Consider the following 22,452-nt stretch of genomic DNA (forward strand, 5'->3'; position numbering starts at 1 on the left):
CGAGATTTCCAACCCATGAGCACCCCTATGTCGGACGCCGCCAAGAAGAAAACCGGCAAGGGCGAACTTCGCGAAACCATCGTCATCATCGTTCAGGCGCTGCTGATCGCTCTGGTGTTCCGCACCTTCGCCTTCGAGCCGTTTTCGATCCCCACTGCGTCGATGCAGTCCAATCTGATGATTGGCGATTACATTTTGGCGTCCAAATACAGCTATGGGTATTCGCGCTACTCGCTGCCGTATTCCGACGTGCCCTGGAACGGGCGCATCATGGGGAACGCACCCCAGCGTGGCGATATCGCCGTCATCCGTCCGGTGCCTCAGCGTGAAAACTACGTCAAGCGCGTCATTGGCATCCCAGGTGACGAGATCCAGATGATCGATGGACGTCTGACCATCAATGGCGAAACCGTTCCGCGCGAGGAAGTTGGCACCACAGTCGACCGCGACAGCACCGGCGTGGATATTCCAGTCACCGAGTACCGTGAAACGCTGCCCAATGGCGTGAGCTACGTCACCCAGGAAATTTCCGACAACGCCCAGTTCGACAACACCGGCGTCTATAGAGTGCCTCCCGGCCATTATTTCATGATGGGTGATAATCGCGATCGCTCGCTCGATTCGCGCTCATTGTCCTCTGTCGGTTACGTTCCCTTCGAGAATTTCGTTGGGAAGGCCGAATGGCGTTTCTTCTCGATCACCGACAACATTCCGCCCTGGCAGATCTGGCGCTGGCCGGGCAACGTCCGGTTCGACCGGATGTTCACCTCGGTTTACGAATGAATTTGAGGGTCCGCGACCGAGAAACGCTCGAAGCAAGGTTGGGTTATGTCTTTAAGGACCCCGCCTTGCTGTTGCGCGCCCTGACCCATTCGAGCGCCGTATCCCCCTCCAAACGTACAGCGGACTCCTATCAGCGGTTCGAGTTCCTTGGCGACAGGGTGCTTGGGCTGGTAGTGGCCGACATGCTGTGTGAGCGCTTGCCCAAGGCCAATGAAGGCGAGTTGTCGCGAACCTTGAACAGTCTTGTGCGCAAGGAGACCTGCGCACGGGTAGCCCGCAAGCTGGGTATGGGGTCCTTCGTGAGGCTCGGCGAGAGCGAAGCGCGTACTGGCGGCGCCGACAAGGACGCCATTCTGGGCGATGTCTGCGAAGCGGTGATCGGAGCAATCTATGCCGATGGTGGCATCGATCCCGCTTACACCTTCGTGGCGCGCATGTTCGGTGATAACCTGGACGTGGCCCAGGCGCGTCGTGCCGACTCCAAAACCGCGCTGCAAGAATGGGCGCAGGCCAAGGGGCTAGAACCTCCGGCCTATGTCGAAACCGCGCGCTCGGGGCCCGATCACGCGCCGGTCTTTACGATTTCGGTCTCGGTTCGTGGCTTTGAAGCGATTACAGCGACCGGAACATCCAAGAAACTTGCCGAGCATCAGGCGGCAGAAAAATTCCTGCTGCGTGAAGGTGTCTGGAAGGCTGACCAATGACTGAAGACAACACCATGGCGACCAAATGCGGTTTCGTCGCGCTGGTCGGCGCTCCCAATGCGGGGAAATCGACACTGCTCAATTCGCTGGTTGGAACCAAGGTTTCCATCGTTACCCATAAGGCCCAGACCACGCGCGCGCAGGTCAGGGGCGTTTTGACCATCGAGGAATCCCAGCTTGTCTTTATCGACACGCCGGGCATCTTTGCGCCAAAGCGGCGGCTGGATCGGGCTATGGTGCAATCGGCGTGGACCGGGGCAGGGGATGCCGACATGGTCGCCCTGATCGTTGATGCACAAAAGGGCCTGAACAGCGAGATCGAAGCGCTGCTAGACGGGCTCGACAACATCCGTCAACCCAAGGTTCTGGTGCTCAACAAGATCGATAAGGTCAAGCACGAGGAGTTGCTCGGACTGTCCAAAAAGATCAATGAGAAAGTCAACTTCGAGACCACCTTCATGATCTCGGCTTTGCGTGGGCATGGCGTCGCAGACTTTGTCGAGTGGTGCCGCGAGAAGGCGCCACTTGAGCAGTGGCACTTCCCCGAAGAGCATCTGACCGACCTGACGATGGCGCTGACCGCCGCCGAGGTGACGCGCGAAAAGCTGTTCCTGCGCATCCACGACGAAATACCCTACCAGGCGACTGTGGAGACCGAGAGCTTCAAGATCCAAAAGAATGGAAGCTATCGCATCGAGCAGGTGATCTACGTCACACGCGACACTCACAAGATGATTGTGCTCGGCGCCAAGGGACAGACAATAAAAACGATCGGAGCCGAGGCACGCAAGGAACTGATCGATATGTTTGAAACCGACGTTCATTTGTTCTTGTTCGTCAAAGTCCGTGCCAACTGGGCCGACGATCCCGAGCGTTACCGGGAAATGGGGCTCGACTGGACCAAATAGCATGCTGCGAGAAGGCAGGATCGAAACCGCCCGTTTGGCCATAAGGCCGTTCACCGTTTAGGACGTGCCAGATCTTGTCGCACTGTTTGCTGATCCTCGCGTCGCTCGCTATGTCGGGGATGGCGATCCCTTAAGTGTTGAAATGGCCGAACTCTGGGTTCGCAATTCGCGCGAAAATCTTGAGCGGTTCGGCTTCGGCACTGGCGCTGTTGTTGATCGTACAGATGGCGTCTTGATCGGATGGTGCGGTTTCGGGCGGCCGGCACCGGACGAGGAAGAAGTGATCTATGGTCTGGCCCATGCCTATTGGGGTATCGGGATGGGCGGTGAATTGCTTGACGCACTTATCGACGTCTGGCGTGTCAATCGCCCCAATGACGGGCTGCGCGCCACTGTCGATCGCGACAATGCGATTTCTGTGCGGCTGCTGAAAAGTCGCAAGTTCGAACTGGCCAACACCGACTGGAACGGTGAAGCCGGAACCGATCTTTACATCCGTCCCGCGCTGGGAGCGACAAATGGAATGGTCCTCTGAGGGGCTCATCATCGGGGTCAGGCGGCACGGGGAATCCGGGCTGATCCTTGAAGCCATGGTGCCGGGCAGGGGCAGATGTCTGGGATTGGTGCGCGGCGGGCGCTCGCCAAAGCACGCAGCGTTCCTCCAGGCTGGCAACTCGGCGCAATTGACCTGGCGCGCCAGACTCGAAGACCATTTGGGCACCTTTACCGCCGAAGCCACCCGCTTGCGGGCGGCGGAAATCCTTGCCGACCGCAGACGGCTCTATCTCGTGCAAATGCTTGCCGACCATTTGCGGCTGCTGCCTGAGCGCGATCCGCATGACGAACTTCTCGGAGGCGTGATCTCACTGATCGATGACGACTGGGAGCCGCTCGCGCTAGGTGCCGAGTTGGCGCGGTTTGAAATGTTCCTTCTCGAGGAGCTTGGGTTTGGACTGGATCTCGAAACCTGCGCGGTGACTGGCGTCCACGAAAATCTCACGCACGTGTCGCCCAGATCAGGCAGGGCCGTATGCGCTGAAGCTGCGGCGCCTTACGGCGATCGTCTGTTTGCCCTGCCTGGCTTTCTCGCGGGAGAAGGGGCTGCGCGTGCTCAGGACATCTCCGCAGCCTTTGCATTGACCGGTTATTTTTTGGACCGCCATGTCTGGTCAGCGCGACAAATCCGTCAACCCGAAACGCGTGAATGGCTGATAAGCAACCTGACCGGGTGATGAACAAACCCCGTCTATTGTTCACCCTGGCGCCAAAAATGTGGCTGGCGCCAATTCACGCTTACCCGTATCTCGGTATGTACCGCAATTCGCGGTGTATTTTGAGGACGCGATGAATAAGATTCTTCTTCCCTTTCTGGCCGCATCGGCTCTTTTCGCAAGTCCGGTTCTCGCACAGAATGTCGAGTTCAAACTGGTCAACGAGTCCGGTTTCACACTGACCTATTTCTATGCATCGGCTTCCGATGATGGAAATTGGGGTGATGATCTGCTCGCAGAGATCGGTGTTCTCGAGTCCGGCTATGAAAGCACAGTTTTCATTGGGGACGGCTCCGACCAGTGCCTCTATGATTTCCGTTTTGAAACCGCCGAGGGTCCTGAACTCGAAGAGTTCGAAATCGACATCTGCGAATTGAGCACATTCACGCTGGTCGCCGATTGATCGATTGATGCCGCCGCGTCGGTCATGCCGACGCGGTTATTGTTCATTTGCTATGCGGTTTTCCACAAAACCCCCAAGCAAACCGGGAATTTCCGCCGTCATTGGCTATACTGGCGATCTGATTCGCATGCCCTGAAAAGGATGGCCAATGGCCGATATCATCGACACGCCCAAGGACGAAAAAAAAGATGGGGAACGCATAGTCGATCTGAGAAGTGCGCTGGAAGAGCGCTATCTCTCCTATGCGATCTCTACAATCACCCAGCGCGCATTGCCCGATGCGCGTGATGGGCTGAAACCCGTCCACCGACGCATCCTTCATGCCATGCGCCTGCTCAAACTCGATCCGGCGCAGGGTTACAAGAAATCCGCACGTATCGTGGGTGACGTGATCGGTAAATACCATCCCCATGGCGACCAGTCGGTCTATGACGCTCTGGTGCGTATGGCACAGGATTTTTCGGTGCGTTATCCGATGGTCGACGGGCAGGGCAATTTTGGTTCGGTCGACGGCGATAGTGCTGCGGCCATGCGTTATACCGAAAGCCGCATGACAGAAGTGGCCTCGCGTCTGCTCGAAGCGATCACAGAAGACGCCGTCGAGTTTAGGCCCAACTATGATGGCGAGGACGAAGAGCCAGTGGTTCTGCCGTCCAACTTTCCGAATCTGCTAGCCAACGGATCAAGCGGCATTGCAGTGGGAATGGCCACCAATATTCCGCCGCACAACGTGTCGGAGCTGTGCGATGCAGCGCTGCATTTGCTGGCCAATCCGGACGCAACGGCCAAAGATCTGATCCGCTTCGTGCCCGGTCCCGATTTCCCAACCGGGGGCATACTGGTCGATGACCCGACTGCAACAGAGATCGCCTATACCACCGGTCGCGGCGGATTCCGCGTGCGTGCCAAGTGGGAGGTGGAAGACAGCGGTCGCGGCACCTACAATATTGTTATCACCGAAATCCCTTACGGCGTACAGAAGTCCCGGCTCGTCGAAAAAATTGCCGAACTGCTGCTGGCCCGTCGTCTGCCGCTGCTCAAGGATGTGCGTGACGAGAGTGCCGAGGACATCCGGTTGGTGCTCGAACCGCGCACCCGCACAGTGGATGCTGTGCTGCTCATGGAATCTATGTTCAAACTGACCGAGCTCGAGAGCCGGTTTTCGCTGAACATGAACGTCCTGGACATGGGCATGATCCCGCGGGTCATGAACCTTGCCGAAGTGCTTCGCGCCTGGCTCAACCACCGCAAGGACGTTCTGGTTCGCAGGTCACGCTTTCGGCTTGGGCAGATCGAACACCGCCTCGAAGTGCTTGGTGGGTATCTCGTCGCCTATCTCAACCTCGATGAAGTGATCCGCATTATCCGCGAGGACGATGATCCCAAGGCCGTCATGATGGCAAAGTGGGATCTGACCGATGTGCAGGCCGATGCCATCCTCAATATGCGCCTGCGCAGCTTGCGCAAGCTCGAAGAGATCGAAATCCGCAGCGAGTTCGACAAGCTGAGCGAGGAAAAGAACCACATCGAAACGATCCTTGCTTCGGAGAAAAAACAGTGGGGCGTGATCACGACCGAAATCGGCGAACTCAAGAAGGCCTATGGCCCCGAAACTCCGCTCGGCCGGCGACGCACGCAATTTGCCGCAGCGCCGGAAACCGACCTTGCCGATATCGAAAGTGCAATGATCGAGCGCGAACCCATTACGGTGATCCTATCGCAAAAAGGTTGGGTGCGGGCGCTCAAGGGGCACAACAATGATGTTTCTGCTCAGACCTTCAAGACCGACGACAAGCTCAAACTGGCGTTGACCTGCGAGACGACCGATAAACTGCTCATGCTGACCACCGGCGGCAAGATCTATACGATCGGCGCCGACAAATTGCCGGGCGGACGTGGCCATGGCGAGCCGGTTCGCATCATGGTCGATATCGAAGAAGGTCAGGATGTCGTCGACCTTTTCGTTTACAAGCCCGGTACCAAGCGTCTTTTGGCATCCAATGTCGGCAATGGCTTTGTAGTGGCCGAGGATGATCTGATCGCCAATACCCGCAAGGGCAAACAGGTTCTCAATGTCTCTGGAACTGGCGAAGCCAAGCTCTGCGTCCGGGCCGATGGCGATTCAGTTGCCGTGATGGGCCAGAACCGCAAAATGCTGGTGTTTCCTGCCGCCCAACTGCCCGAAATGACCCGAGGCAAGGGCGTTCGGCTGCAGAAATATAAGGACGGCGGCATATCCGATGCAAAGCTGTTCAACGCGGCAGACGGACTAACCTGGACAGATTCATCGGGTCGGACCTATTCGAAATCCATGGAAGAGCTGCTCGACTGGATCGGTGATCGCGCGCAAGCTGGGCGTCAGCCGCCAACGGGGTTCCCGCGCAACAACAAGTTTGTGGGGTAAGCTATCGGGTCGCGCGTCGTCGATACAGCCGACTCATATAGCTTTAAGTCACAGTGCCTTTGTTGAAACGGGGGCGCGCAGCTAGGGTTGGCAGGCGACAGCAAGAGGGTTTTGCGCGCTAGTTTTCTTGCCCTCCGGGCGCCTGTTACTCGGGCCCGACAGAGAAATCCACGATGATCGGCAGGTGGTCGCTGCCACTGGGCTGGCCCGCGCGCAGGTCGTGGATGGCAATCTGGCCGCGTGTCATTACGTGATCGATGGGCAGGATGGGGAACATGGCACGCCAGTCCCGCAAATAATACCAAAGCGTTGGAAAGGTTGGCAGATTGTAGGTGTGGCGGGTCAACTCTGCCGCGCTGACAAAGCTCCTCAGCGCGTACGACCATGGCGTTGAATTGAAATCTCCAACAATGATCAGCGGCGGCTCTACTGTCGAAAGCGCTTCACGCAGCGTAGCGAACTGTTCAGCCTGACGCGTAATGGGCGCTGGCCAGTCATTATGTGTGGTGGCCAGCGAAAACGCCGGGCCGTTCTCAGTCTGGAAACGCACGATGATGCGGGCCGTGCGGTCGGTGCTCATGATTGAAGATGAGCACGCGTCGGCATCGAGTGGTTCGAATGGCAGTTTCGCATAAAGGCCGACAAAGGCGCGCTGCCCGCCTGCGCAATATTGGAAATGCGGATAGCGTTCGGTCAGGTCGGGATGAACCGCGCTGCGCAATCCGGGGCCGTATTCCTGCAAGGCGACGATATCGGCATCGACATCGAGTATGTTGGCAACGAGGCTTTCGGGCTCTTCATTGCGTCCGAACACATTGAACGTCATCAGCCTGTAGGTCTGCTCGGCCTGGAGCGGTGCCGTCCGGGGCAACAGACCTGCGACAAGTTCGGGAATATAGATGACGCTCGATGCGACAAAACCGGTTGCGGCAATGCTCAGGGCAAGGGCGCGGATGATGCGGAAGCGAACAAATACCGGTGTGGCGACCATAAGCGCCAGAAGTCCAAAGAACAGTATCGGCTGGACATGGTTGAACAGATCCATGGCGGGATAGATGAAGCCCAGGACAGCAGCAATGGCCATTGCTGCCATCAGGCAACAGGCGAGCAGATAGCCTGCGGCAGTCAGCGCTGCCACGATCTTGCCTATGGTGCGCACCTATTCGAGTTCCGCGCCAGTCTCGGGGTCGAGATCCACCCAGCCACGCGATCCGCGCTGCACTTCAAGGGGTTGGAAAGCAGACTTGTAGGCCATTTTGGGAGAATCCTTGACCCAATACCCCAGATAGAGATAGCCGCCGGTCAGCCGCGCGCGGGCGATATGATCAAGGATCATCATGGTGCCAAGCCCGCGTTTCGACAGGGCTGGATCGAAAAAACTGTAGACCATGGAGAGTCCGTCAGGGAGGGGGTCGGTCAGCGCAGCGGCGACAAGCTGCCCGGCCGCACCGTCGGGGCCGTCCTTGGTCAGACGGTATTCGATGAGCACAGACTGGACAGGTGTATCTTCAACCATGAATTCATAATCGAGATAGCTCATCTGGGTCATGCCGCCCCCATCGTGGCGGGAATCGAGATAGCGCTTGAACAGCCCGTACTGCTCGGACGACACTATGGGCGCGACAACTTCAGCGACAATGTCGGCATTCTGTTTGAGATTGCGCCGGTGGCGGGTGGCGGGCAGGAAATCAGTTGCGCGCACGCGTACAGATTGACACGCATCACAGTCAAGACAGGCTGGGCGATAGATAAGGTTCTGCGAACGGCGAAAACCGTGATCTGACAACAGGTGATGCAGCGCCGTCGCACGGCGGCCCGACAGGTGCGTGAACAGCTTGCGCTCCTGCCTGTCTTCAAGATAAGGGCAGGGCGAGGGGGCTGTCAGAAAGAACTGCGCACTTTCCGGCGTATGGTCCATGAGGATACTCACCTGGCCCGCAAGGAGATTTGCCGCCCTTACTCACATAACGCGGCAATCAAACAAATGATCGGCCCATCAGCCGAGTTTACAAACGCTACGGGCCGGTGCCGATTGTAATCGCACCGAACCGGGTGTGCAACGCGGCAATTCGATTGCTTGGCCAGATGCGAAATCAGGCGGCGTCGCTTGATCCCGCATAGGCATGCCAGTGGCGGACCATTGGCGAACGGCGCACCATCAGCGTGCCGACGACCATATCGTGGAGCAACTGGCGGCGCGGCGTGAACAGCGCAATGAGCAAGATGAACGGAGTCAGAAGCGAGCAGCTTATCCAGAACACGACGACATGGATCATGGCCATCCATCCGTCGAGCGTCGTATCCCGCGTTGGCGTCATGACGATGTCAGTCGCTCTCATGCCCAGTGTAGCGCGCGAAGAGGAGCCCAGCGTGACTGCGTAATAGGCGACGAAGGTCAGCGCCACGATCAGCGGCAGCGTCAGCCAGGCCAATCCCAGCGTGATAAAAGCTAAAATGCTGGCGATCACCGTCACCGCCAAAATGATGACGAACATGATCACACAGTCGATAAAAAAGGCGATGACGCGCCGCGTCAAAATCCCGTCAAACAACTCAGGGGCGTTGTCGGGATTAGGAAGGTCGTCGCGCAAAATACGTCCGATGAAATCAGTCGGCATCGTTCAAAGCTCCAAGATTGCCCAACAGATGTGGTTCAAGAAGCAAAATGACAAGAGGTTTATCGCGATATCGGTCTAATTCTTACTAAGCTAGATCTGCGTTGGAAGGGCGCAATTCGGCCATTGCCTGTCGTGTGACAACGGCAGCGCCCTGCAATGCGAGAACCCCCATGATTGAGGCGACCAGGATGTCGGGCCAGCCAGTGCCGGTTCCAAAAACGCCGAGGGCGGCAAGAAGCACCGCCAAATTGCTGACGACGTCGTTCCGGGTGCATATCCAAGCCGAGCGCATATTGCTGTCGCCATCGCGAAAGCGCCACAGCAGCCAAAAGCTAGCCGCATTGGCGACAAGTGCGCTGAACCCGACGACGCCCATCGTGTAGGCATGCGGAGTCGCCCCGGTCATGAGGTTCCAGCTCGCAATACCCAAGACCCAAATACCGAACGCCCCCATCGTGAGCGCCTTGGCCAGGGAGGCGCGAGCGCGGATATGCAAGGCGTGGCCCACCACGAACAGACTGATGCCGTAATTGGCTGCATCGCCAAGGAAGTCCACTGCGTCAGCCTGGAGGGACGCCGAGCGCGACGCGATGCCCGCGCCGATTTCTACGACGAACATTACGGCGTTGATCGCCAGTACGGCCCAAAGCACGCGACGGTATGTTTTATCAGCCTGCGCGCGGGCTGCGGATTTCGTATCATTCTGGCTGCAGCAAGATCCGCTCATTGAAGGCACTTTCAATTGAAACCATGCGGATGCTAGAACCTCTAGTCGCTAGAGGAGCAAGCGTGAAATGCACGAATTTTCGATCGGGGAGGCAGCGCGGCGCAGCGGCGTCAAGGTGCCGACAATCCGCTACTACGAGGAGATCGGACTTTTACCTGTGCCGATCCGCACCGCGGGCAATCGACGCCTTTATGATCAAGAGAGTGTCCGCCGGCTGTTTTTCATCCTTCATGCGCGCCAGCTTGGTTTTGAAATCGACTCGATCCGCGCCATGCTTGGCCTTCAGGACGATCCGGAACAATCATGCGCACAAGTCGACGCTATCGCTTCGGGCCGCATAGCCGAAATCGAAATGCGTATCGAGCGGCTGACGGCGCTCAAGGCTGAACTTTCCGATATGCTGGATGCATGCCGGCAGGGTCGAATTGCCCAATGCCACGTGATCGAAACCCTCTCGACGCCATCAAGGGGTTGATTAGCCCGCAACCGCTACGGATGGGGCGCCCGGCATGTTCCAACGGAACAACGCGAGGTGAACGAGGTCTGGCTGCGTTCGCGAGGGATCAAGCACACCGTTTACGCCCATTGCCATGAGACGCTTCACAATTGCCCAGGCTGGCGGTTGGGAGCCCGAGGCTGACGCTTCACGCCAAGGCAGTGCGGCCTGCCTTGCATCGAACCCGAGGCGTTCACAATTTTCGGCATCGCGCAGATCGCAGACATGATGGGCGTCCACCTCCAGGCCGATCACAATCCGCTCAGGATCATCGGGGCGACGGTAGGGCTTCAACGCAACCAATGTGCCGGCCGCAGTGGTGCTTGTATAAAGTGTCCGGCATCCGGGAGGCGTAAAGCGCCCGGGTCGGGCGCTACCGGACAGGACATGGTCCTGATCTGAAGCGAAGATGGCCCGATACACGCGCCCGGACACCGAACAGAAGCCATCGGCGGACCGGACGATCGCGACGTTGCCCGCTGTGTCAGCCATTGATCTTGCGGGCCATGTCGAGTGCAAAATAGGTCAGGATGCCTGAGCAGCCCGCGCGCTTGAAGGCCATGAGACTTTCCACCATCGCCGCCTCGCGATCCAGAATGCCTGCCTGTGCCGCGTGAGCGATCATCGCGTACTCTCCGGAGATCTGGTAGGCGAAGAGCGGAATGTCGAACCGGTCCTTGAGCATGCGGCAGATATCGAGATAGAGCATGCCGGGTTTGACCATGATCCAGTCGGCGCCTTCAGCCAGATCCTGCTCAACCTCGCGAATTGCATCCTCGGCGTTGGCGGGGTCCATCTGATAGGAGAGTTTGGTGCCTTTGAGACGGGCACCCGAGCCCACGGCATCACGGAAGGGGCCATAGAAAGCCGAAGCGTACTTGGCGGCGTAAGACAGAACGATGGTTTTTTCAAAACCCTCGTCGTCGAGTGCGCCGCGAATAGCGCCGATCCGTCCGTCCATCATATCTGAGGGTGCTATGACATCGGCGCCGGACTGCGCCTGAACCAGCGCCTGCTTGACCAGAATGGCGACGCTTTCGTCGTTGAGAACTTCTTCGCCCGCCATGACACCGTCGTGGCCATGGCTCGTGTATGGATCCAGAGCCACGTCCGCAACGAGGCCGATCTCGGGCACAGCGTCCTTGATTGCCGAGAGTGTACGGCACACGAGGTTATCGCGATTGGTGGCCTCGGCTCCATCTTCTGTACGCTTGGAGGGATCGGTATTTGGAAACAGCGCGATGGCCGGGATGCCCTGCGCATGGGCAGCCTTGGCCGCGTCGACAGCAAGATCGATGCTCAGGCGTTCGACGCCCGGCATTGTCGCGACCGGTTGGCGCTCGTTATGACCTTCGATCACGAAGAGTGGCCAGATTAGATCGGACGGAGTGAGCACGTTCTCGGCCACCAGGTTCCGGCTCCAGCCCGCCATGCGTGGTCTGCGCAAGCGCCGGCCACCAAGAAATTCCATGTCGTGCTTTTCTTTTGTCATCGATCCGTCCATTCCGCACAGTGTTGCTGCGCTCATTATCAGGCCAAAGCGTTGGCGCAAAGGGACCAGACGCCGCGCCGGTCTGGCCAATCAAACCTTGTCCGACGCGCCCAAATCACGTTAGCTCAATGCAACCGGGGGATAGTGCATGGACTTCAGAAACCAGCCACTCGGGCTCCTTGCCCGGCTATTGGCTCTATTCGCCCTGTTTATCGGGTTGGTTGATGCTGGGCGGCTTCTTGGGCTGGGTGCGGGGGCTGTCAGCCCGATCGCGCTTATGGGCACCATGGGGTTCGTGTTGCTCGCGGGTTTGACGCTGATGAGGCTGTTTGCTGCCGTCGGACTCTGGATACAGTCTTCGTGGGGCGCCATGTTGCTGATGGCCTCCCTTGTCGTTGAACTGGGATTCTATCTAGCCGGTAGCGCCTGGGTTAGTTTGAGTTTGTGGAGCTTTATCTTCAAACTTGCTGCCATGCTGGCAACTTTTGGACTCTTGGCTATTGCCCAGCTTTCTGCACAAAGGCGGCTGGCCGACTGAATTTCGTTATTCTCTATCCACAGGCGCGGCTCAATGCCCGAGCTTGCCATGGCTCACGGTAGGCGGTGCTTTGAGCGGGTAACACGTCGTAAAGGTTACATTTTTCGATACGGGTGTAACGAACTGAAAACCAAAAAAACCCAAGTTTCCCCGTAAGATAACATTAAGGCTGTCTCTTAAACCGATCTTATCGGGGCGGCGCTAAGTTGTCCTCACAGACGCGAAAAATCGCGCTTAAAAAATACAGTGAGGCAGAACCAATGGCTAACAATCTTTCCGCTGCAAAGGCCGACGAACCCCGGAGCCTGAAGCCGCTTTATCTTGAAGCAGTCTCCCGTGTCGAGCGTCTGCACCGCCGGCTTCTCGACTTGGTCAAGGATGAGTTCGACCGCATGGGTTGGGACGACATCAACCCGGTTCAAGCCCTCTTGATGTTCAACATCGGCGACAGCGAATTGACAGCCGGTGAACTTCGAACCCGCGGCTACTATTTGGGCTCGAACGTTTCGTACAATCTCAAGAAGCTGGTCGATACTGGCTACATCTTCCAGGAGCGCTCCAAGACTGATCGCCGTTCGGTGCGCATTCGCCTGACTCCGAAGGGTGAAGAAGTAGCCGAAGTTATCGATGAGCTTTACGACCGTCATCTGAACTCGATCGAAAAGGTCGGCGGCCTCGGCGAATCGGATTTTTCGGGCCTCAACACCGCCCTCTCGCGCCTCGAGCGTTTCTGGGTCGATCAGATCCTCTATAAGCTCTAAGCCCCAAATTTGTGGTATTGTCGCCACACTCCAAGATCAAACGCCGGCTCAACAGCCGGCGTTTCTCATTTGCGCCGCAAACTCCTTTTAGCTGGCAAGTCGTCGAAGTATGGCGCCTCCGGATATTTCGTTGGATATTGTTGACCAATTGCTGAGTGGTCAAAGTCCGGTGAGCGGCGTTGTGGTCTTGCACGCCATCAGGCAAAAGGTTCGCTCGGCACCCCGACTCTTTCGATAGGTGAAACTAGGCGATGCGCGACTTTAAAGGAAAACTCAATCGGCGTTCGGTCGTGACGGGTCTGTCCGCCCTTGCGGCGACTGCGGCTTTTCCCATGCCAGCTCTATCTCAATCCCTGTTTGGCGGTTTGGGCGGGCGCAAGACAGTGACGCAGGAAGAGCTTGAGCTCAATTCCAGCACTGCCATGAATGCCATTGGCGGCACCGATCCAATCGTTTCGGTCGACACCGAATACAATCTTCAAAGGGTTGCTGAGTATTACGAGCGCCTCAATGCCATCGGCGGCTGGCCCGATGTGCCGGAATCTGTCTTTCGGCTCGGCCTTGGGTCCGATCGTGCGCCGGTCAAGGATCTGCGCACCTATCTGGCCCACACTGGCGATTTGCCGCGCGATACACCGTTGGACGAAACGTTCGACGCCCAACTCGACGGCGCCGTTCGCGGTTTTCAGGCCCGCCACGGCCTTCAGATCAACGGTATGGTCGACGAGTACACCTATTGGGCGATGAAGGTTCCTGCCTCTACACGCCTCAACCAGATCAAGCTCAACATTGAGCGCGTACGCAATCTGGAAGGCCGGCTCGAGGACCGCTACGTCAACGTCAACATCCCAGCGGCGGCCATCGAAGCGACCGAGGATGGACAGGTTGCGCGTCGGCATACCGCCGTTGTCGGAAAGATCGACCGTCAGACACCCATCCTGCGCAGTCGCATCCACCAGATCAATTTCAATCCATACTGGACAGTGCCGGTGTCGATCATTCGGCGCGACATTATTCGCCTGGTCAATGAAAACCCCAACTACCTCAATGAATACTCGATCCGTATTCTTGACGGCAGCGGCAACGAAGTGCCGCAGAGCTCTATCGACTGGTCGACCGAAGAGGCAGTGAACTACACGTTCCGCCAGGATCCCGGCGCCCAGAATTCGATGGGCAACGTGAAGATCAACTTCCACAACACGCACGCAGTCTATCTTCACGATACCCCGCAGCAGGCCCTGTTTAACGAAAATGCCCGGTTCCACTCGTCAGGCTGCGTTCGCGTTGCCAATGTTGCCGAGTTTGTCGCCTGGGTGCTGCGCGATTCCGGTTATGACATCATCGACGTCAACGCCAATTTCGCTTCTGGAGAGCGGATCGATGCTTCGGTGTCCAATCCGGTGCCGATCCTGATGACCTATTTTACGGCTTGGGCAAACCGAAACGGCGTCGTAAGTTTCCGCGACGACGTTTACGAGTACGACGCACAGGGCAAAGTCGACTTCCCTGAGATCGGCGTCTGACGGACATCAAGCGAGGGTTTTGAAATGGGGGCAGGAGGCCGCGAGGTTCTTTTCGAGTTTCGCCAGGCCGGCCCCCAGATACGTGTGGCGGCTATAGATGTCGCAACTGGCATCGAGGTTGTGGCCATAGCCCCCACGACAGCCACAGAGATGCAAATGAAGAACCTTGCACTTGCCAAGCTTCGCCGTCGCATGGAGCGCGAGGCTCAACAGGAGCGCTAAAGGCACTCCGACTCCCGATCTGTGCTTGGAATCGCAAGAGCCTCCGTGCTATGCGGATCGCGCTTGCTTGCCACCAGCATCTTTCCGCAACAGGTCGAGGGCCCGCCAATGAGCGCCACCGCAACAGCACCGCTTTTCCCGGATTTCTTTTCCCGCACGATTGCCGATCACGATCCGGTAATCGCCAAGGCGATTGCCGACGAACTTGGCCGCCAACAACATGAAATCGAACTGATCGCTTCGGAGAACATTGTCTCCAAAGCCGTCCTGGACGCCCAGGGGTCGGTGATGACGAACAAATACGCGGAAGGCTATCCTGGTCGGCGCTACTACGGCGGTTGTCAGTTCGTCGACATCGTCGAGCAGCTCGCTATCGATCGCGCCAAGGAATTGTTCGGGTGTGACTTTGCCAATGTGCAGCCCAATTCCGGTTCGCAAGCCAATCAGGGCGTTTATCAGGCGCTGCTGCAGCCGGGTGATACCATTCTGGGCATGAGCCTGGATGCCGGTGGGCATTTGACCCATGGCGCCAAGCCGAACCAGTCGGGCAAATGGTTCAATGCGATTCAGTACGGCGTTCGCAAGCAGGATGATCGCGTCGATATGGATCAGGTGCGCCAGCTTGCCCTCGAACATCAGCCCAAGATGATCGTTGCCGGTTTTTCGGCGTATTCGCGCATTCTCGACTGGGCGGAATTCCGCAAGATCGCCGATGAAGTGGGTGCGTATCTGTTCGTCGACATGGCCCACATTGCCGGGCTTGTTGCCGCTGGCGTTTATCCCAACCCGTTCCCGCATGCGCATGTGGCCACCACAACTACGCACAAGACATTGCGCGGGCCGCGCGGCGGCCTGATCCTCACCAATGACGAGGCGATCGCCAAAAAGGTCAACTCGGCGATTTTCCCAGGCATTCAGGGCGGTCCGCTCATGCATGTCATCGCCGGCAAGGCAGTGGCATTCGGCGAAGCGCTGACGCCTGAGTTCAAGGCATATGCCCGTCAGGTCGTCGACAATGCGCAGGCTCTTGCCGATACGCTGGTCAAGGGCGGACTTGAGATTGCCTCTGGCGGAACTGACAACCACTTGATGCTGGTCGATCTGCGGCCCAAGAAGGTCACCGGCAAGGCCACCGAAGCAGCGCTGGAACGCGCCAACATCACTTGCAACAAGAACGCAGTGCCGTTCGATCCGGAAAAGCCGGCGATCACTTCAGGCATCCGCGTCGGTACGCCGGCTGCGACATCGCGCGGTTTCGGTGTCGAGGAGTTCCGCCTCGTCGGTCAGTTTATGGTCGAAGTTGTCGATGGTCTGGCTGCAAATGGCGATGACAACAATGGTGCCGTCGAAGCGCAGGTCAAGGAAAAGGTCCTTGAGCTGACCTCCAAATTCCCCATCTACGGATAAGCCCATGCGCTGCCCCTATTGCGGGAACGATGATACGCAGGTCAAGGATTCCCGGCCCACCGAGGATTCTAATGCCATCCGTCGCCGCCGTGTTTGTAACGGCTGCGGCGGCCGGTTCACAACGTTCGAACGCGTACAACTGCGTGACCTGATCGTTGTGAAAAAATCGGGTCGCAAAGTGCCTTTCGACAGAGAGAAACTGGCGCGTTCGGTCAATACCGCATTGCGCAAGCGCCAGGTCGATCCCGAAACTGCCGAGCGGATGATTTCGGGCGTAGTGCGTCAGCTCGAAAGCGTTGGCGATGTGGAAGTGACCTCGGACCAGATCGGCGAATATGTCATGGAAGGGCTCAAGGGCCTTGATGACGTGGCGTTCGTCAGATTTGCCTCGGTGTACAAGAACTTCGCCAGTGCCGACGATTTTCAGTCCTTTCTGACCGAAATGGGCAGTGTTCATCCCGAGGATCGGGGGTGAGCGAACTCGCGCCAGCCGATTTGCGCTGGCTCGAGGCAGCGGCGCGCATCGCCATGCCGTATCGCGGCACGACTGCGGAAAATCCCACGGTAGGGGCGATTGTTGTTTCACCACAGGGCAGGGTGCTGGGCCGAGGCGTGACAGCGTGTGGCGGGCGTCCACATGCCGAGCCGCCGGCTCTTGCAATGGCCGGTGAGGCTGCGATCGGCGCTACCCTCTATGTCACACTTGAACCCTGCAATCATTGGGGCAAGACCCCACCTTGCGTCGATGCCGTGATTGCCTCAGGCGTTGCGCGAGTCGTGTGCGGCGCGACTGATCCCGATTCGCGGACAGCGGGGCTAAGTATTGCTAAGCTGCGGGCTGCAGGCATCGATGTGACCGTTGGAGAAAACCTAGCGTTCATCGAACGGCTGCATGAAGGATTTTTCTCAACTGCACGACGCGGAAAGCCATTTGTGACCGCCAAACTCGCTGTGTCGCGCGATGGCATGGTCGGGATCGCCGATAAAGGCAATGTTGCGATCACCGGACCTGAAGCACAGCGTTGGACGCATATGCAAAGAGCGCTCGCCGACGCGATTGTCGTGGGTGCCGCCACTGCCAGATTGGACAACCCAAGACTGAACGTTCGATTGTCCGGCTTGGAAGCGCGTGCGCCATTGCGCGTGGTTATCTCTGGTCGGACGGCACTGCCGGACACGTTGAATCTATTTGCTACACAAGCGGCTCAAGCCACTGCAGTCATTGCTGAAACGTCGAAAATGGAACCGGTACAAAGCCATGGGTCCGCCATCGGTGTTGCCGGTCGGGATGGGCGGCCCGATCTGCGCGCCGCGTTCGCTGCCCTTGCATCGCGGGGCATCGGCAGTGCTCTTGTCGAGGGCGGCGCAAGTCTCAACGACAGCCTGCTCGACGCCGGCATTATCGATCGCTTTCATCTACTTGAGGGTGATGTTGAGATCGGCATTGGCGGTGTTCCGGCAACGGCGCATGGCAAATTGCGGGAGCGATTGGCGCAGCTGGGGTTCAGCGTGGTTGAAAGCCGCGCGTTGGGGTGCGATATGCTGACCACATTCGAGAAAGACTGACTCATGTTTACCGGCATCATCACCGACATCGGAGTGCTATCCTCGGTCGAGGATCGCAATGACGGTCGCAAGCTACGCATTGCGACACGCTACGCGCCCGAAAGTATCGAACTGGGCGCCTCGATCATGTGCGAGGGCATCTGCCTGACCGTAATCGACAAGGGGAGCGATGATGAGCAGAATTGGTTCGAGGCATTCGCAGCCCGCGAAACGCTCGACGTGACCCGCGTTGGAAACTGGGCGCAGGGCAGGCGCATTAATCTTGAGCGTTCGCTCAAGGTAGGGGACGAACTGGGTGGTCATATCGTTTCGGGCCATGTCGATGGCCTTGCCGAAATTGTAGAGCGTGTGGAACTCGGTGACCAGATCACCTTCACCTTCGAAGCGCCGGACGAGCTGGCACACTTTATAGCCAAAAAAGGCGGCGTAGCGCTCAACGGCACATCTTTGACCGTCAATTGGGTGGACGGAAATCGATTTTCGGTTCATCTGATCCCTCACACCCTTTCCGCGACAAACTGGCCTGACTATGGCGAGGGCGACGTGGTAAATCTTGAAGTCGATCTGATGGCGCGCTATGCCGCGCGCCTCATGGAAAAATCCCACTAGATTGGCGCGGCGCAGGTAAGTCCTGGCGCAGCGCTTTTTGAACCCGACAGGAAATTACGATGGCCAGTTCTGGCGACACCTTTGCGATTGCGCCCGGCTCGGCCGAGGGGCAGCATTACCTCATCGTTGAGGCCCGCTTTTATTCCGAACTTGCTGATGCGCTTCTCGAGGGCGCCAAGACGGCGTTCGAACAGGCCGGGGCCACTTATGAGGTGCTGACCGTACCGGGCGCTCTCGAAATTCCAGCTGCGATCGCCATGGCATCCGAGCTCAAGGGCGACGAGTATGATGGATACGTTGCACTTGGTTGCGTCATTCGCGGTGAAACCAGCCATTACGACATTGTCTCCGGTGAAAGTGCTCGGGCTTTGATGGACCTTTCGGTTGCTGATGGCCTGGCGCTAGGCAATGGTGTTCTGACCGTGGAAAATGAAGCCCAGGCTTGGGCGCGCGCAAAGCTTTCCGAGCAGAACAAGGGCGGCGGCGCAGCGGTTGCCGCGATGACCATGGCGGCGCTGCAGGCGCTGCTGATGGAGGACTGATCGATGGTCGATCACACTGAACCCAGACCTGCCAACCAACGCGGCTCTGCACGTCTTGCCGCCGTACAGGCGCTCTATCAGATGGATGTTGGAGAACAAACGCTCGAAGAAACTTTGAGCCAGTTCGAGAGCCATCGGCTCGGGCGTGAGTTGGAAGGCGACCAGTATCTGCCCGCTGACGCAGACTATTTCCGGCATATCGTCCGGGGCGTTGTCACCAACCAGGTCAAGCTCGATCCTGTCATAAACAGCGCCTTGCAAGGCGGTTGGCCGATGACGCGCATCGATGCGACATTGCGGGCGTTGCTACGCGCCGGCGTGTTTGAATTGACTATGCGCAAGGACATCCCGTTCAAGGTGGTGATCCGCGAATATGTCGACGTCGCCAACGCGTTTTACGAAGACGACGTGCCCGGCATGGTCAATGGCGTGCTTGATGCCGTAGCGCGAAAATACTCCGAAGGCTATGCTGGCGGAGAACAACCAACTTCCTGATTCTTAAGAGCATTCCAATGGCCAATATGCGCAATATACTCCTGCTTTCGGGCGCGCAGGCCATAGCAGGCTCTTCGCAAGGCATGGTGATGGCAATAGGTGCTTTGGCCGGGGCTTACCTTGCCTTCGATCCTGCCTTTGCCACTGTGCCGACGACGATGATGATTCTCGGGGTTGCCATTATGGCGGGGCCCGCAGCGATCACGTTGCATCGTCTTGGCCGTACGCGCGGCTTCCTGCTCGGCGCTGCAATAGCCGGGAGTGGCGGCATATTGGCCGCGATCAGCATTTACCTGCACAATTTTCTGACGTTTTCCGCGTCGATGCTGCTCATCGGCGCTGCAGGAGCGTTTGGCCAGCAATATCGCTTTGCAGCAGCCGATAGCGTGCCTGAAGGCGCAAAAGCACGTGCCGTCTCCTGGGTGCTGTTTGGCGGGGTGCTGGCGGGCTTTCTCGGGCCGCGCCTCGCCTCGATGACCTCCGAGGCCATTCCGGGCGCGCTCTATGCGGGCTCGTTCATCGGTCTTGCCGGTCTCTCGCTTGTCGCCATGCTGTTGCTCAGCTTCACGCGGTTGCCCAAGGGCGAACCCAAGCGTCCCGCTTCTGAGCAGGGGCGGCCTCTCAAGGACATGATCCGTACACCGGCAGTGTTCGTGCCCGTTCTGACAGGCATGGCGAGTTTCTCGCTCATGACCTTCGTGATGGTCGCGGCACCGCTTGCAATGGTCCACGTTTGCGGCCATGCCCCGGCAGAGGCGGCCAATGCCATCCAGTGGCATATCGTGGCCATGTTCGCGCCCAGCTTTATCACAGGCGAGATCGTCAAGCGGATCGGCTCCCACCTCACTGCCGCTATCGGAATGCTGCTGATCATCGCTAGTGTCGGCACTGCCCTGATGGGAACCTCGACCCTCCATTTCGACCTTGGTCTGGTCCTGCTGGGCGTCGGCTGGAATTTTGGGTTCATCAGCTCCACAGTCATGCTGACAAAAAGCTATCGTCCAGAAGAAGGCGCAAAGGTTCAAGCGCTCAATGAGCAACTGGTTTTCGGCTCGAACGCTATCGGCTCGATCGGCGCCGGGCTTGCATTGAATTTTTTGGGCTGGGAAGCTGTGAACTTGATCGCCTTGCCGATTGCCGTGGCGACCATACTGCTTCTGGGCTGGGACGACCTGCGCAGCCGCCGCATCGGCAAAACCGGGTTTACAGCAACGCCATAGCCGGGGCGGGAGATAAACTATCCGCCCCTGAGCGTTGCACGACAATCTGAATGAAGAGGGTGACTGTCCCGATAATCCGGGACAGTCAGAAACCTAAATCGAGGACAGAAGCGATTCCACGAAGTTGCGGTCTTCGCCGAACGATCCGGTGCGGCGCTGCTCAATGGCAAAGGCGCGCCCATCCTCGAGCGAGTAAAGCGCCCGATCGGTAACGCGCTTGTCGGCACCGAAATAGACGGCCAGTACTGTGCGTTCCTGAACGTTGGTCAGGCCGAATGCAGTCTGTGTCACCTTGGTTTCGACGTAGTACCAGGCAGTTTCACCACCAAAGGTGCTTGTCGTCTGCGGCGATCCAAGAACGACACTGACGAAATCCTGGCTCGAACCGGGACGGACCTGGGTGATCGCATCGGCGGGCAGCACGTAGCCCTGGGTACGTTGGGAGACCAAGCCTGTACCCGAACAGGCCGACAGGGTCAGGCCAAGCGCGATTGCCGCGGCAATAGGGGACAGGCGGACAAGGGCGGGACGCAGGGTCATGGAATTGACTTTCCTCAGCTCTCTCGACTATAGCCTCGCGACAAATGCGCCAGGGATTTTCGTGTTGTTTAGCCGTCCAAGCCCGACTCTGGCAAGCGGCCAATCGAATTCCACTTGTAATCGGCTGGCCTTTCTCTGTGTGAGACCCCAAGAATGATCCTGTCATTGTTCCGCAAGACCAAGCTCTCCGAGCCCGTTTATGCCGTCTACAACGCCATTGTGGCGCAATCCCGGCGTGAGATTTTCTACGCACAATGGGGTGTCTCCGATACGCTCACTGGGCGTTTCGACATGATTTCGCTGCATGCGGCCCTCGTTTTCCGGCGATTGCGCTCCAGCGAGAAGCAGAGCAAGGACTTCGCTCAGAATGTCTTCGACTGCTTTTTTCACGACATGGATCGCTCTTTGCGTGAAATGGGCGTCGGCGACCTCTCGGTTGGCAAGCGTATCGAAAAGATGGGCAGCCTGTTTTACGGCATGCTGTCAAATCTGTCATCGATTCTGGACTCAGGCGACAGGGCGCGACTCATCGATTTCGTGTCGCGAAACTTTCACGCCGGTGCAACCGATCCGCAGGTTGAGCGGTTTGCCGATTATATTGTGGAATGCGATACGGCACTCAAATCCCAGCTTGTCGAGCAGATCATGGACGGCAAGGTGACGTTCGGAGACCCCAAATGACGCAAAGACCAGATCAGTTCGACCTAGATGCAAAAATCCGGGTCGATAAGATACCGACCGCAGGCCGCGTAACTGTGATCAAGACCGATGCCGAGCAGCGCGAGGTGCTGGCCGAACGGCTCAAGGTGAGCGAAGTCACAGATTTTTCCGCCGAAGTGACGGCGACTCGGTTTCGTGGTGGCATTCAGGCCAAAGGCAATGTGAGCGGAACTGTGATTCAACCCTGCGTTGTGACCGGTGACCCGATCAGCCAGACCATCAGTGAGCCGATCGACCGTGTGTTTCTGCCTGGCCACGATGCTGCAAGCGAAGCGACTGCCGGCGCCGAAATTTTCGTCAACCTCGAAGACGACGATCTGCCCGACTATTTTGAAGGCGACGAGATCGACCTTGCCGACCTGGTGCTTGAGGTGTTTGCCCTCGCCATCGATCTCTATCCGCGCAAACCCGGTGCCGCGCTTGCCGGGGAGCAGGCGGGCGACGATCCGGTTGAACTCTCTCCATTTGCAGCACTCAAGACGCTGAAAAAGGACTGAGCCAAG

Annotated in this window: 28 protein-coding genes; 21 read left to right on the forward strand and 7 right to left on the reverse strand. The window is 58.0% G+C overall.

Annotation, left to right across the window (positions count from 1 at the left end):
* Nucleotides 1-27: 27 nt before the first annotated feature.
* The 7 genes from lepB to parC all read left to right on the forward strand — a co-directional run bounded on the left by lepB (nucleotide 28) and on the right by parC (nucleotide 6,473).
* Nucleotides 28-783: a signal peptidase I gene (gene lepB / locus ACN0TA_RS06930; protein WP_417582086.1), complete on the forward strand. Its 756-nt coding sequence runs from the start codon at nucleotides 28-30 to the stop codon at nucleotides 781-783.
* Nucleotides 780-1,487 carry a ribonuclease III gene (rnc, locus tag ACN0TA_RS06935; protein ID WP_417581150.1) on the forward strand — a complete coding sequence of 236 codons (708 nt, stop codon included), beginning with the start codon at nucleotides 780-782 and terminating at the stop codon, nucleotides 1,485-1,487. The genes lepB and rnc overlap by 4 nt, the downstream gene beginning before the upstream one ends.
* Nucleotides 1,484-2,395: a GTPase Era gene (gene era / locus ACN0TA_RS06940; RefSeq protein ID WP_417581152.1), complete on the forward strand. Its 912-nt coding sequence runs from the start codon at nucleotides 1,484-1,486 to the stop codon at nucleotides 2,393-2,395. Before rnc ends, era begins: the two co-directional genes overlap by 4 nt.
* A gap of 64 nt (nucleotides 2,396-2,459) precedes the next feature.
* Nucleotides 2,460-2,930 carry a GNAT family N-acetyltransferase gene (locus ACN0TA_RS06945; protein WP_417581154.1) on the forward strand — a complete coding sequence of 157 codons (471 nt, stop codon included), beginning with the start codon at nucleotides 2,460-2,462 and terminating at the stop codon, nucleotides 2,928-2,930.
* Entirely contained in the window at nucleotides 2,914-3,627 is a 714-nt protein-coding gene (gene recO, locus ACN0TA_RS06950) for a DNA repair protein RecO (protein WP_417581156.1), read from the forward strand. The genes ACN0TA_RS06945 and recO overlap by 17 nt, the downstream gene beginning before the upstream one ends.
* 112 nt (nucleotides 3,628-3,739) lie before the next feature.
* Nucleotides 3,740-4,069, forward strand: coding sequence for a hypothetical protein (locus ACN0TA_RS06955; protein WP_417581158.1), 330 nt, complete (start codon nucleotides 3,740-3,742; stop codon nucleotides 4,067-4,069).
* Between the two features lie 148 nt (nucleotides 4,070-4,217).
* A complete protein-coding gene (gene parC, locus ACN0TA_RS06960; RefSeq protein WP_417581160.1) occupies nucleotides 4,218-6,473 on the forward strand; it encodes a DNA topoisomerase IV subunit A in 2,256 nt (751 codons plus the stop codon).
* A gap of 145 nt (nucleotides 6,474-6,618) precedes the next feature.
* Here parC and ACN0TA_RS06965 read toward each other — a convergent pair whose 3' ends face one another.
* The 4 genes from ACN0TA_RS06965 to ACN0TA_RS06980 all read right to left on the reverse strand — a co-directional run bounded on the left by ACN0TA_RS06965 (nucleotide 6,619) and on the right by ACN0TA_RS06980 (nucleotide 9,818).
* Nucleotides 6,619-7,632: an endonuclease/exonuclease/phosphatase family protein gene (locus ACN0TA_RS06965; protein WP_417581162.1), complete on the reverse strand. Its 1,014-nt coding sequence runs from the start codon at nucleotides 7,630-7,632 to the stop codon at nucleotides 6,619-6,621.
* Nucleotides 7,633-8,391 carry an arginyltransferase gene (locus ACN0TA_RS06970; protein WP_417581164.1) on the reverse strand — a complete coding sequence of 253 codons (759 nt, stop codon included), beginning with the start codon at nucleotides 8,389-8,391 and terminating at the stop codon, nucleotides 7,633-7,635.
* A 175-nt stretch (nucleotides 8,392-8,566) separates the two neighbouring features.
* A complete protein-coding gene (locus ACN0TA_RS06975) occupies nucleotides 8,567-9,091 on the reverse strand; it encodes an RDD family protein (RefSeq protein ID WP_417581166.1) in 525 nt (174 codons plus the stop codon).
* Nucleotides 9,092-9,176: 85 nt separating this feature from the next.
* A complete protein-coding gene (locus tag ACN0TA_RS06980) occupies nucleotides 9,177-9,818 on the reverse strand; it encodes a cation transporter (RefSeq protein ID WP_417581168.1) in 642 nt (213 codons plus the stop codon).
* A gap of 67 nt (nucleotides 9,819-9,885) precedes the next feature.
* Here ACN0TA_RS06980 and ACN0TA_RS06985 point away from each other — a divergent pair, with 67 nt between their 5' ends.
* Nucleotides 9,886-10,293 carry a MerR family transcriptional regulator gene (locus ACN0TA_RS06985; RefSeq protein WP_417581170.1) on the forward strand — a complete coding sequence of 136 codons (408 nt, stop codon included), beginning with the start codon at nucleotides 9,886-9,888 and terminating at the stop codon, nucleotides 10,291-10,293.
* Here ACN0TA_RS06985 and ACN0TA_RS06990 read toward each other — a convergent pair whose 3' ends face one another.
* On the reverse strand, nucleotides 10,294-10,806 hold the full coding sequence (locus tag ACN0TA_RS06990; protein WP_417581172.1) for an RES family NAD+ phosphorylase: 513 nt from the start codon (nucleotides 10,804-10,806) through the stop codon (nucleotides 10,294-10,296).
* Nucleotides 10,799-11,806, reverse strand: a complete 1,008-nt coding sequence (hemB, locus tag ACN0TA_RS06995) for a porphobilinogen synthase (protein ID WP_417581174.1) — start codon at nucleotides 11,804-11,806, stop codon at nucleotides 10,799-10,801. The genes ACN0TA_RS06990 and hemB overlap by 8 nt, the downstream gene beginning before the upstream one ends.
* Nucleotides 11,807-11,954: 148 nt before the next feature.
* Here hemB and ACN0TA_RS07000 point away from each other — a divergent pair, with 148 nt between their 5' ends.
* The 11 genes from ACN0TA_RS07000 (at nucleotide 11,955) to ACN0TA_RS07050 (ending at nucleotide 20,689) form a co-directional block, all read left to right on the forward strand.
* Entirely contained in the window at nucleotides 11,955-12,344 is a 390-nt protein-coding gene (locus ACN0TA_RS07000) for a hypothetical protein (protein WP_417581176.1), read from the forward strand.
* A gap of 260 nt (nucleotides 12,345-12,604) precedes the next feature.
* Complete coding sequence (gene ldtR, locus ACN0TA_RS07005; protein WP_338607073.1) at nucleotides 12,605-13,105, forward strand: transcriptional regulator LdtR; 501 nt, start codon at nucleotides 12,605-12,607, stop codon at nucleotides 13,103-13,105.
* Between the two features lie 251 nt (nucleotides 13,106-13,356).
* Nucleotides 13,357-14,628 carry a L,D-transpeptidase family protein gene (locus ACN0TA_RS07010; RefSeq protein WP_417581179.1) on the forward strand — a complete coding sequence of 424 codons (1,272 nt, stop codon included), beginning with the start codon at nucleotides 13,357-13,359 and terminating at the stop codon, nucleotides 14,626-14,628.
* A 24-nt stretch (nucleotides 14,629-14,652) separates the two neighbouring features.
* Entirely contained in the window at nucleotides 14,653-14,850 is a 198-nt protein-coding gene (locus ACN0TA_RS07015; protein ID WP_417581181.1) for a DUF6898 family protein, read from the forward strand.
* A 108-nt stretch (nucleotides 14,851-14,958) separates the two neighbouring features.
* Complete coding sequence (glyA, locus tag ACN0TA_RS07020) at nucleotides 14,959-16,257, forward strand: serine hydroxymethyltransferase (protein WP_417581183.1); 1,299 nt, start codon at nucleotides 14,959-14,961, stop codon at nucleotides 16,255-16,257.
* A 4-nt stretch (nucleotides 16,258-16,261) separates the two neighbouring features.
* Complete coding sequence (gene nrdR, locus ACN0TA_RS07025; protein ID WP_417581185.1) at nucleotides 16,262-16,732, forward strand: transcriptional regulator NrdR; 471 nt, start codon at nucleotides 16,262-16,264, stop codon at nucleotides 16,730-16,732.
* The gene (gene ribD / locus ACN0TA_RS07030) at nucleotides 16,729-17,823 is read left to right on the forward strand and encodes a bifunctional diaminohydroxyphosphoribosylaminopyrimidine deaminase/5-amino-6-(5-phosphoribosylamino)uracil reductase RibD (RefSeq protein ID WP_417581187.1); all 1,095 of its coding nucleotides are present in this window, start codon (nucleotides 16,729-16,731) and stop codon (nucleotides 17,821-17,823) included. Before nrdR ends, ribD begins: the two co-directional genes overlap by 4 nt.
* 3 nt (nucleotides 17,824-17,826) lie before the next feature.
* Nucleotides 17,827-18,432: a riboflavin synthase gene (locus ACN0TA_RS07035; RefSeq protein WP_417581189.1), complete on the forward strand. Its 606-nt coding sequence runs from the start codon at nucleotides 17,827-17,829 to the stop codon at nucleotides 18,430-18,432.
* A 59-nt stretch (nucleotides 18,433-18,491) separates the two neighbouring features.
* On the forward strand, nucleotides 18,492-18,974 hold the full coding sequence (gene ribH / locus ACN0TA_RS07040) for a 6,7-dimethyl-8-ribityllumazine synthase (protein WP_417581191.1): 483 nt from the start codon (nucleotides 18,492-18,494) through the stop codon (nucleotides 18,972-18,974).
* A 3-nt stretch (nucleotides 18,975-18,977) separates the two neighbouring features.
* The gene (nusB, locus tag ACN0TA_RS07045) at nucleotides 18,978-19,469 is read left to right on the forward strand and encodes a transcription antitermination factor NusB (protein ID WP_417581193.1); all 492 of its coding nucleotides are present in this window, start codon (nucleotides 18,978-18,980) and stop codon (nucleotides 19,467-19,469) included.
* A gap of 17 nt (nucleotides 19,470-19,486) precedes the next feature.
* The gene (locus ACN0TA_RS07050) at nucleotides 19,487-20,689 is read left to right on the forward strand and encodes an MFS transporter (RefSeq protein WP_417581195.1); all 1,203 of its coding nucleotides are present in this window, start codon (nucleotides 19,487-19,489) and stop codon (nucleotides 20,687-20,689) included.
* 93 nt (nucleotides 20,690-20,782) lie between these two features.
* On the opposite strand, the gene ACN0TA_RS07055 is transcribed toward ACN0TA_RS07050, so the two are convergent.
* Entirely contained in the window at nucleotides 20,783-21,229 is a 447-nt protein-coding gene (locus tag ACN0TA_RS07055) for an outer membrane protein assembly factor BamE (protein WP_417581197.1), read from the reverse strand.
* 153 nt (nucleotides 21,230-21,382) lie between these two features.
* On the opposite strand from ACN0TA_RS07055, the gene ACN0TA_RS07060 reads away from it, so the two are divergent.
* Together ACN0TA_RS07060 and ACN0TA_RS07065 are read left to right on the forward strand one after the other, a co-directional pair.
* A complete protein-coding gene (locus tag ACN0TA_RS07060; RefSeq protein ID WP_417581199.1) occupies nucleotides 21,383-21,910 on the forward strand; it encodes a ubiquinol-cytochrome C chaperone family protein in 528 nt (175 codons plus the stop codon).
* On the forward strand, nucleotides 21,907-22,446 hold the full coding sequence (locus ACN0TA_RS07065) for a YceD family protein (RefSeq protein WP_417581201.1): 540 nt from the start codon (nucleotides 21,907-21,909) through the stop codon (nucleotides 22,444-22,446). Before ACN0TA_RS07060 ends, ACN0TA_RS07065 begins: the two co-directional genes overlap by 4 nt.
* Nucleotides 22,447-22,452 lie beyond the last annotated feature (6 nt).

Source organism: Pelagibacterium sp. (assembly GCF_048264985.1).
Taxonomy (GTDB): domain Bacteria; phylum Pseudomonadota; class Alphaproteobacteria; order Rhizobiales; family Devosiaceae; genus Pelagibacterium.

Excerpts from the sequence above, each read along its gene's own strand:
- lepB (WP_417582086.1), top strand. The coding sequence starts at position 28 with ATGTCGGACGCCGCCAAGAAGAAAACCGGCAAGGGCGAACTTCGCGAA.
- rnc (WP_417581150.1), top strand. The coding sequence starts at position 780 with ATGAATTTGAGGGTCCGCGACCGAGAAACGCTCGAAGCAAGGTTGGGT.
- era (WP_417581152.1), top strand. The coding sequence starts at position 1,484 with ATGACTGAAGACAACACCATGGCGACCAAATGCGGTTTCGTCGCGCTG.
- recO (WP_417581156.1), top strand. The coding sequence starts at position 2,914 with ATGGAATGGTCCTCTGAGGGGCTCATCATCGGGGTCAGGCGGCACGGG.
- ACN0TA_RS06955 (WP_417581158.1), top strand. The coding sequence starts at position 3,740 with ATGAATAAGATTCTTCTTCCCTTTCTGGCCGCATCGGCTCTTTTCGCA.
- parC (WP_417581160.1), top strand. The coding sequence starts at position 4,218 with ATGGCCGATATCATCGACACGCCCAAGGACGAAAAAAAAGATGGGGAA.
- ACN0TA_RS06970 (WP_417581164.1), bottom strand. The coding sequence starts at position 8,391 with ATGGACCATACGCCGGAAAGTGCGCAGTTCTTTCTGACAGCCCCCTCG.
- ACN0TA_RS06975 (WP_417581166.1), bottom strand. The coding sequence starts at position 9,091 with ATGCCGACTGATTTCATCGGACGTATTTTGCGCGACGACCTTCCTAAT.
- ACN0TA_RS06980 (WP_417581168.1), bottom strand. The coding sequence starts at position 9,818 with ATGAGCGGATCTTGCTGCAGCCAGAATGATACGAAATCCGCAGCCCGC.
- ACN0TA_RS06985 (WP_417581170.1), top strand. The coding sequence starts at position 9,886 with ATGCACGAATTTTCGATCGGGGAGGCAGCGCGGCGCAGCGGCGTCAAG.
- ACN0TA_RS06990 (WP_417581172.1), bottom strand. The coding sequence starts at position 10,806 with ATGGCTGACACAGCGGGCAACGTCGCGATCGTCCGGTCCGCCGATGGC.
- hemB (WP_417581174.1), bottom strand. The coding sequence starts at position 11,806 with ATGACAAAAGAAAAGCACGACATGGAATTTCTTGGTGGCCGGCGCTTG.
- ACN0TA_RS07000 (WP_417581176.1), top strand. The coding sequence starts at position 11,955 with ATGGACTTCAGAAACCAGCCACTCGGGCTCCTTGCCCGGCTATTGGCT.
- ldtR (WP_338607073.1), top strand. The coding sequence starts at position 12,605 with ATGGCTAACAATCTTTCCGCTGCAAAGGCCGACGAACCCCGGAGCCTG.
- ACN0TA_RS07010 (WP_417581179.1), top strand. The coding sequence starts at position 13,357 with ATGCGCGACTTTAAAGGAAAACTCAATCGGCGTTCGGTCGTGACGGGT.
- ACN0TA_RS07015 (WP_417581181.1), top strand. The coding sequence starts at position 14,653 with ATGGGGGCAGGAGGCCGCGAGGTTCTTTTCGAGTTTCGCCAGGCCGGC.
- glyA (WP_417581183.1), top strand. The coding sequence starts at position 14,959 with ATGAGCGCCACCGCAACAGCACCGCTTTTCCCGGATTTCTTTTCCCGC.
- nrdR (WP_417581185.1), top strand. The coding sequence starts at position 16,262 with ATGCGCTGCCCCTATTGCGGGAACGATGATACGCAGGTCAAGGATTCC.
- ACN0TA_RS07035 (WP_417581189.1), top strand. The coding sequence starts at position 17,827 with ATGTTTACCGGCATCATCACCGACATCGGAGTGCTATCCTCGGTCGAG.
- ribH (WP_417581191.1), top strand. The coding sequence starts at position 18,492 with ATGGCCAGTTCTGGCGACACCTTTGCGATTGCGCCCGGCTCGGCCGAG.
- nusB (WP_417581193.1), top strand. The coding sequence starts at position 18,978 with ATGGTCGATCACACTGAACCCAGACCTGCCAACCAACGCGGCTCTGCA.
- ACN0TA_RS07050 (WP_417581195.1), top strand. The coding sequence starts at position 19,487 with ATGGCCAATATGCGCAATATACTCCTGCTTTCGGGCGCGCAGGCCATA.
- ACN0TA_RS07055 (WP_417581197.1), bottom strand. The coding sequence starts at position 21,229 with ATGACCCTGCGTCCCGCCCTTGTCCGCCTGTCCCCTATTGCCGCGGCA.
- ACN0TA_RS07060 (WP_417581199.1), top strand. The coding sequence starts at position 21,383 with ATGATCCTGTCATTGTTCCGCAAGACCAAGCTCTCCGAGCCCGTTTAT.
- ACN0TA_RS07065 (WP_417581201.1), top strand. The coding sequence starts at position 21,907 with ATGACGCAAAGACCAGATCAGTTCGACCTAGATGCAAAAATCCGGGTC.